The following is a 431-nucleotide window of genomic DNA, read 5'->3' as shown; positions in this document are numbered from 1 at the left end:
GACTTCCTAATAAGTACAACTACTTGGTTAAGAGGCCAACGCGACGTAAAACGAATAAAGCGGCGGCCTACCAAATCGTGATGTGTGATTACACCTTGACGAAGCGGTGATTATCGTCGAGGGTGTATAGCGTGTTCGGCTCCAAACCCTCTTCGCCGATGTAACCAACCTTCATTCGGTATCGCATCTCATAGAAGTCCCAGTACCAGATGCTGATCTGTCCTTTCTCGCCAGTGCTTGCCTTCCCGCCGAATCCCACCATGGCCGTCCCATGATTGCCAGCTCGTGCAGTTCCGCCATCACCTGCAATAGCTGTCCCGCGAACACCCGCGGTGGATTCACCACGAAAGCCCGTTGTCGCCGTTCCGCCATACCCCACAGTTGCAACTCCTCGATACCCAGCCATGGCTTTGCCGCCGTCGCCTGCAGTC

Annotated in this window: 1 pseudogene; it reads right to left on the bottom strand. The window is 55.0% G+C overall.

The window, feature by feature from the left end:
* Positions 1–88 precede the first annotated feature (88 nt).
* Positions 89–431: pseudogene (locus tag QCE79_RS33995) on the bottom strand (hypothetical protein); the annotation flags it as partial.

It is taken from the genome of Caballeronia sp. LZ003 (assembly GCF_031451465.1).
Taxonomy (GTDB): Bacteria; Pseudomonadota; Gammaproteobacteria; order Burkholderiales; family Burkholderiaceae; genus Caballeronia.
The sequence above is the reverse complement of the archived record's forward strand: the minus strand, read 5'-3'. Positions and strand labels throughout refer to the sequence as shown.